Annotated in this window: 9 protein-coding genes; 7 read left to right on the forward strand and 2 right to left on the reverse strand. The window is 63.7% G+C overall.

The genetic code is table 11. From position 1 onward, the window contains the following. Window positions 1-45: 45 nt before the first annotated feature. From ACED67_RS18195 to ACED67_RS18225, 7 genes are read left to right on the forward strand one after another with little or no spacing between them, the layout of a single operon-like run. Window positions 46-747 carry a response regulator transcription factor gene (locus tag ACED67_RS18195; RefSeq protein WP_395543137.1) on the forward strand — a complete coding sequence of 234 codons (702 nt, stop codon included), beginning with the start codon at window positions 46-48 and terminating at the stop codon, window positions 745-747. Between the two features lie 40 nt (window positions 748-787). After that, window positions 788-2,482: a sensor histidine kinase gene (locus tag ACED67_RS18200; RefSeq protein ID WP_395543138.1), complete on the forward strand. Its 1,695-nt coding sequence runs from the start codon at window positions 788-790 to the stop codon at window positions 2,480-2,482. A gap of 2 nt (window positions 2,483-2,484) precedes the next feature. After that, window positions 2,485-2,916 (forward strand): HPr kinase/phosphorylase, encoded by a 432-nt coding sequence (locus ACED67_RS18205; RefSeq protein ID WP_395543152.1) that lies wholly within the window; start codon window positions 2,485-2,487, stop codon window positions 2,914-2,916. A 3-nt stretch (window positions 2,917-2,919) separates the two neighbouring features. Beyond that, the gene (rapZ, locus tag ACED67_RS18210; protein ID WP_395543139.1) at window positions 2,920-3,828 is read left to right on the forward strand and encodes an RNase adapter RapZ; all 909 of its coding nucleotides are present in this window, start codon (window positions 2,920-2,922) and stop codon (window positions 3,826-3,828) included. Beyond that, window positions 3,825-4,220, forward strand: a complete 396-nt coding sequence (locus tag ACED67_RS18215; RefSeq protein WP_395543140.1) for a PTS sugar transporter subunit IIA — start codon at window positions 3,825-3,827, stop codon at window positions 4,218-4,220. Before rapZ ends, ACED67_RS18215 begins: the two co-directional genes overlap by 4 nt. Before the next feature lie 20 nt (window positions 4,221-4,240). Continuing rightward, entirely contained in the window at window positions 4,241-4,510 is a 270-nt protein-coding gene (locus ACED67_RS18220; protein ID WP_395543141.1) for an HPr family phosphocarrier protein, read from the forward strand. 49 nt (window positions 4,511-4,559) lie between these two features. Beyond that, on the forward strand, window positions 4,560-5,441 hold the full coding sequence (locus ACED67_RS18225) for a lysophospholipid acyltransferase family protein (RefSeq protein ID WP_395543142.1): 882 nt from the start codon (window positions 4,560-4,562) through the stop codon (window positions 5,439-5,441). A 50-nt stretch (window positions 5,442-5,491) separates the two neighbouring features. On the opposite strand, the gene ACED67_RS18230 is transcribed toward ACED67_RS18225, so the two are convergent. Together ACED67_RS18230 and ACED67_RS18235 are read right to left on the reverse strand one after the other, a co-directional pair. Further along, window positions 5,492-5,860 carry a DUF6188 family protein gene (locus ACED67_RS18230; RefSeq protein WP_395543143.1) on the reverse strand — a complete coding sequence of 123 codons (369 nt, stop codon included), beginning with the start codon at window positions 5,858-5,860 and terminating at the stop codon, window positions 5,492-5,494. Between the two features lie 58 nt (window positions 5,861-5,918). Beyond that, window positions 5,919-6,164: 3-hydroxyacyl-CoA dehydrogenase family protein (locus ACED67_RS18235; RefSeq protein WP_395543144.1), on the reverse strand; the 246-nt coding region annotated here is incomplete at its 5' end.

Raw genomic sequence — 6,164 nt, forward strand, 5'->3', positions numbered from 1 at the left:
TGCGGAGAATGTGGCAAAGAAAAACAACAGAGCAGGAACGGGAACATGTCGAGGATCGCCCTGGTTGATGACGACAGGAATATCCTGACGTCGGTCTCGATGACACTCGAAGCCGAGGGGTTCGAGGTCGAAACCTACAATGACGGCCAGTCCGCGCTGGACGCCTTCAACCGGCGCATGCCCGATATGGCAGTGCTGGACATCAAGATGCCGCGGATGGACGGCATGGATCTGCTGCAGCGTCTGCGGCAGAAATCCTCGATGCCGGTTATCTTCCTGACCTCGAAAGATGACGAGATCGACGAAGTTCTGGGCCTGCGCATGGGCGCCGACGATTACGTCAAGAAGCCCTTCTCGCAACGCCTCCTGGTCGAGCGCATCCGGGCGCTTCTGCGCCGGCAAGAGGCGATCACCACGGGCGAGGCCCCGGTCACCGAAGAAAACAAGATCATGGAGCGCGGCAATCTGCGCATGGATCCGCTGCGCCACGCCGTCGCCTGGAAGGGCCGCGACGTCTCGCTGACCGTTACGGAATTTCTGCTTCTGCAGGCGCTGGCCCAGCGTCCGGGCTTCGTCAAAAGCCGCGATCAGCTGATGGATGTGGCCTATGACGATCAGGTCTATGTCGATGACCGCACGATCGACAGCCATATCAAGCGTCTGCGCAAGAAGATGCGCACGGTCGATGATGATTTCTCGGCCATCGAAACACTGTATGGGATCGGCTACCGCTACAACGAAGAATGACCCGCTTTTCACGGCTCTGACGATACAGCGATAGAAAAAGATGACCGCCGCGCCGCGTATCTCTGCCGATGACGCCCGACCCCGCAAGTCGGGCGAAGTCCTTCTGGGTGAAGACTGGGTCTCGCCCGACACCACGGTCGAGGAGCTGCGCGACGCGAGGCCGCGCGGCGGTCTTGTCGGGCTGAACCGCAGCCCGCTTGCGCGCAAGATCATCATCTTCAACCTGATGTCGATCGTCGTGCTGGTTGCGGGTGTGCTGTTCCTCAACCCGTTCCGTGACGGGCTGGTCAATCTGCGCGAGGCGATGCTGGTGCGCGAGGCCGAGCTGATCGCCAATGTCTATGAAGCGCGTCTGCCTCACGCCGAGCCCGGGTTCGACCTCGCCGTCGTGCTGGATGACGTGCAGTTGACGGGCGGGGTCGAGGCGATGGTCTTCGACACGGCGGGCGGCCTGACCGCGCAGCGCACCGGCCCCAAGGATCGCAGCCTGATGCCGGGCGAGGACCTGCGTTCGACTGCGATCACCGATTTCCTCAATGCCGTCTGGGACGGTGTGTCCAGCATCCTGACCTTTGGCGAGGAACCGGCCGGCAATCCGGGCGGCACAAGCCTCGCGCGCGAGGTTTTTCCCGAAGCCCGGGCCGGTAAAACCGCCTCGAGCACGGGTCAGGATTCCGAGGGCAGCACGTTATTCGCGGTCGCGACGCCGATCTGGTCGGCAGGAGAGGTCGTAGGCGTGGTCGCCTTGACCAGCGCGGCGGGCGAGATCGACCATCTCGTCCGGGCCGAGCGCGAGCAGATCCTCCAGATGTTCGTCGTGGCGCTGATGGTCTCGATCGGTCTCAGCCTCGTTCTGGCCTCGACCATCGCCAATCCTTTGGCTGATCTGGCCACCGCCGCCGAGATCGGCCGCGACCGCGACAACCGCCGTATGGCGCCGGGGCGCGTGCGCATCCCCGACCTCGCGGCCCGGCCAGACGAGATCGGGCGTCTTTCCGTCGCGATGCGCGGCATGGTCGCCGCTTTGTATGACCGGATCGACGCCAACGAACAATTCGCCGCCGATGTGGCGCATGAGATCAAGAACCCCCTCGCCAGCCTGCGTTCGGCCGTGGGATCGCTGCGCTTCGTCAAAAAGGAGGAACAGCGCGAGAAGCTGCTCGACGTGATCGAGCACGATGTCCGCCGCCTCGACCGGCTGGTCAGCGACATCTCGAACGCCTCGCGTCTGGACAGCGAGCTGGTCAAGGAAGACGAGGAAGAATTCAATCTTCTCAAGACTATCTCGAACCTCGGTCAATATCTTGGTCAGCAGGCCGCCGAGAAGGGTGTTGATTTCATCACGGATCTTCCGGCCGAACCCATTGTCATCCGCGGGCTTGAAGCGCGTCTGGCGCAGGTTTTCGTCAACCTGATCACCAATGCGATTTCCTTCTGCGAAGAGGGCGACGCCGTCCGCGTCTGGGCGCGACGGCGAGACAACCGCGTGCTCGTGGTGATCGAGGATACCGGCCCCGGCATCCCGGAACAGGCGCTGACCAAGATCTTCAAACGCTTCTACTCGGAACGGCCATCGGGCGATTTCGGCAATCATTCCGGCCTTGGTCTGGCAATTTCGAAGCAGATCGTCGAGGCGCATGGCGGCGTGATCTGGGCTGAAAACATCCGCCCGACCTCGGCCGACGTCAGTTCCGAACCGCTGGGCGCCCGCTTCGTGGTCGGCCTGCCGGTGTGACCCTGCCAGGCCCCGAAGAAACCATCCTCCATGCCAGTACCGTCGCGCTGGACGGCCTGGGCCTGCTGATCCTGGGGCCTTCCGGCTGCGGCAAGTCCACGCTCGCCATCAATCTTCTTGCTCGCGGTGCAAAGCTGGTGTCGGATGATCAGACCTGCGTGGTCGCGACCGCCACAGGGCTGGCCGCCCGCTGTCCGACCCCGGCCCTGGCCGGGGTGATCGAGGCGCGGGGCCTCGGCCTTCTGCGTGCGGATCATATTCTGGAGGCGCCGCTCGTCCTTGCCATTGACCTGGGCCGGGACGAGCCTGACCGCCTTCCCCCCCGCCGCAGCCTGCGGCTGCTGGAGCGCGAGCTTCCGCTTGTGCTGCGCCCGCAAAATCCCCATCTTGCGGACGCGCTTGCCCTTTGGCTTCGGGGCGGGCGGCAGGAGTAGCTCATGGCGCCCGCGGCGCAGGAACATCGTCTCGTCCTTGTCACCGGCCCTTCGGGCGCCGGACGGACCACGGCAATCCGCGTGCTGGAAGACCTGGGCTATGAAGGGATCGACAATATTCCCCTCAGCCTCGTGCCCCGGCTGATCGACGGTCCGCCGCTCGACCGCCCCATCGCGCTTGGCCTCGATGCCCGCAACCGCGATTTCAACGCCACCGCGCTGATCGAGCTGATCGACACTCTGACGCGCGATCCGCGCGTGTCCCTTCAGGTCCTCTATCTTGATTGTGCCGTCCCCGAGCTGATCCGCCGCTTCTCGGAAACCCGGCGACGCCATCCGCTGGCCCCCGCCGAAACCCCGGCCGAGGGAATCGAACGAGAAATTGATCTCCTCGCGCCGATCCGGGTGCGCGCCGACCACCTGATCGACACCTCCGACCTGACGCCCCATGATCTCAAGGCCGAAATTGCGCGCTGGTTCGATGCCGACGCGACGGGGCGGCTGTCGGTCTCGCTGCAGAGCTTCAGCTACAAGCGCGGCGTCCCGCGCGGCGTTGACATGATCTTCGACTGCCGCTTCCTGGCGAATCCCTATTGGGAAGCGGGCCTGCGCGCGCGCGATGGCCGCGATGCCGAGGTGGCCGCCTTCATCCGCCGTGACCCGCGCTTCGCGGAATTCTTCCACAAATTGCAGGATCTTCTGCTCTTTCTCCTTCCCGCCCATCTTGAGGAGGGCAAGGCGCATCTTTCGGTGGGCTTCGGCTGTACCGGCGGGCAACACCGTAGCGTCGCCATGGTGGAAATGGCTGGCGCAGCCCTTGCAGAGGCCGGCTGGCCAGTGTCAAAACGGCACAGGGAACTCGAACGCAAGGGCCAGGGTCTGGCCCCAGCTGGCAAGGTGTCTGTCGCTTGATCGGAATCGTCATCGTCGCTCACGGGGGCCTGGCGCGGGAATATCTTTCCGCCGTCGAGCATGTGGTCGGCAAACAGGATGGCATGCGCGCCATCACCATCGAGGATGAGCATGACCGGGCCGCCAAACAGGCGGAAATCGCGGCGGCGGCGGATGCGGTCGATTCCGGCCAGGGTGTTGTGGTGGTGACCGACATGTTCGGCGGCAGCCCGGCCAATCTGTCGCTTCCGGCCTGCGTCAAGGGTGGGCGGCGGATTCTCTATGGCGCAAACCTGCCCATGCTGATCAAACTGGCCAAATCCCGCGATCTCGGCCTGCCCGAGGCGGTTTCGGCCGCGCTGGATGCGGGCCGTAAATACATCAACAGCCTCGACCTTGGCGGCGGGGCCTGACGGGGCGACCCGGGGGGATCATGGCAAGCCGCAGCTTCCGCATCGTCAATGAAAAGGGCCTGCATGCCCGGGCCAGCGCGAAATTCGTCGAGGTGGTCGAGGCGCATGACGCCCGCGCCCAGGTCGCGAAGGATGGGATGGAGGTCTCGGGGGATTCGATCATGGGTCTTCTGATGCTCGCCGCCTCGCGCGGCACCGAGATTGACGTAACGACCAGCGGACCCGAGGCGGAGAAACTTGCCGACGCGCTGGAGGCCCTTGTTGCGGCCCGCTTCGGAGAGGATTATTGAGCGGGATGGCCCCGGTCCGCTCCGGGGCGCCGTTAGGGACGCCCGCTCCGTGACCGAACAAGGACAGATCGCCGCCAAGGCAGGCGGGGCCGCCCAGGCGGCCGAGCGGCAGTATGACATGCGCCGCCTGTCCTATGCCGGCACGTTCAAGAATCCGTTCAAGGCCGGCACGATCCGCGCCATCGAATGGGTCACCGCCAAGATCCAGCTTCTGCGCCTGATCCGCAGCTTCGAGAAATCTGGCGCCCCCTTCGGCGCGCCCTTCTGGCCCAAGGCGATCCGCCATATGGGCATCCGCATCGACACGCCGGCCGAGGAAATCGCCCTGATCCCGCCCACCGGCCCGCTTGTCGTGGTGTCGAACCACCCTTCGGGCCTGGTCGACGGCATGGTCCTGGCCGAGATGGTCAACCGCGTGCGCTCGGATTTCAAGATCCTCACCCGCTCGCTTCTGACCGGCATCCCCGAGGTCGAGGAATTCATGATCCCCGTGCCCTTCCCGCATGAGGACAATGCCCGCGAACTGGGCCTGCAGATGCGCAACGAGACCATGGCCCATCTCAAGGCCGGGGGCGTGATCATCCTGTTCCCGGCCGGCAAGGTCGCCATGTCCGAAGGCTGGTGGGGCCCCGCGGTCGAGGGCGAATGGAACGTCTTCACGCACAAGATCGTCAAATCCTCGGGCGCGACGATCCTGCCGGTCTATTTCCCCGGCCAGAACAGCCGGATGTTCCAGATCGCCAATCAGCTGTCCGACACGATCCGGCAGGGGCTGCTGCTCTATGAAATCAAGCGCTGCCTGTTCAAGCCGACCCGGCCGGTGATCGGCGCGCCGATCCCGGCGGAAGAGCTGAAGAACTGGGAGGGCAACCCGAGGGGCTTCCTGGCCTGGCTGCGCGAGCATACGCTGGGGCTCAAAGACCGGGCTTAGGGTGGCTGTGACCCAGCATCTCGGAATTCTATCGCGCGCATCTTCACGGGCTACACTACGTAGACTTCGTCCGCTCGCCTTACTTGATAGCTCTCGAACATATCCGAGTCTTTGTGGATAAGGAGGGTGCAACCTGCTCGAAAGTGCAGGATCAACGTGCCATTTTCTTCCATCGACAACCAATCAACGCTGCTGGGCAACAGCGTCACGAGCGCGGACGCGGCGGATCGCAAATTTGAATAGTTTACTTCGTTCCCGCTGGTGTCTCGAAAGGAAATCATGGCCTCTATGGTGATCGAAACCTCGCCATCAAAGTTGAGGATGACTTCGTTCGCGCCCATGCAAACTTGAAGAAGTGGTAATCCAAGCAGAAAGTTGAGTTCGCCTACGGCCGGTTCGTTGCCCTTGAGAAACTTCATTCCGGTTCCCTAAACAGCTGGAAGCGCGACGATGGGCTCTATCCAAACCTTCATTCGCTCATCGCGTCGGCACCGGCACCTCGCCCCGGTAATCGTAGAATCCCCGCTGCGACTTGCGGCCCAGCCAGCCGGCTTCGACATATTTGGTCAGCAGCGGGCAGGGGCGGTATTTCGTATCCGCCAGCCCGTCATAAAGCACGTTCATGATGGCAAGGCAGGTGTCGAGACCGATGAAATCGGCCAGTTCCAGCGGCCCCATCGGATGGTTGGCCCCGAGCTTCAGCGCCGTGTCGATCGACTGCAC

Origin of the sequence: Neotabrizicola paludis (genome assembly GCF_044142105.1) — a bacterium.
Taxonomy (GTDB): Bacteria; Pseudomonadota; Alphaproteobacteria; order Rhodobacterales; family Rhodobacteraceae; genus Pseudogemmobacter.

Excerpts from the sequence above, each read along its gene's own strand:
- ACED67_RS18195 (WP_395543137.1), top strand. The coding sequence starts at position 46 with ATGTCGAGGATCGCCCTGGTTGATGACGACAGGAATATCCTGACGTCG.
- ACED67_RS18200 (WP_395543138.1), top strand. The coding sequence starts at position 788 with ATGACCGCCGCGCCGCGTATCTCTGCCGATGACGCCCGACCCCGCAAG.
- rapZ (WP_395543139.1), top strand. The coding sequence starts at position 2,920 with ATGGCGCCCGCGGCGCAGGAACATCGTCTCGTCCTTGTCACCGGCCCT.
- ACED67_RS18220 (WP_395543141.1), top strand. The coding sequence starts at position 4,241 with ATGGCAAGCCGCAGCTTCCGCATCGTCAATGAAAAGGGCCTGCATGCC.
- ACED67_RS18230 (WP_395543143.1), bottom strand. The coding sequence starts at position 5,860 with ATGAAGTTTCTCAAGGGCAACGAACCGGCCGTAGGCGAACTCAACTTT.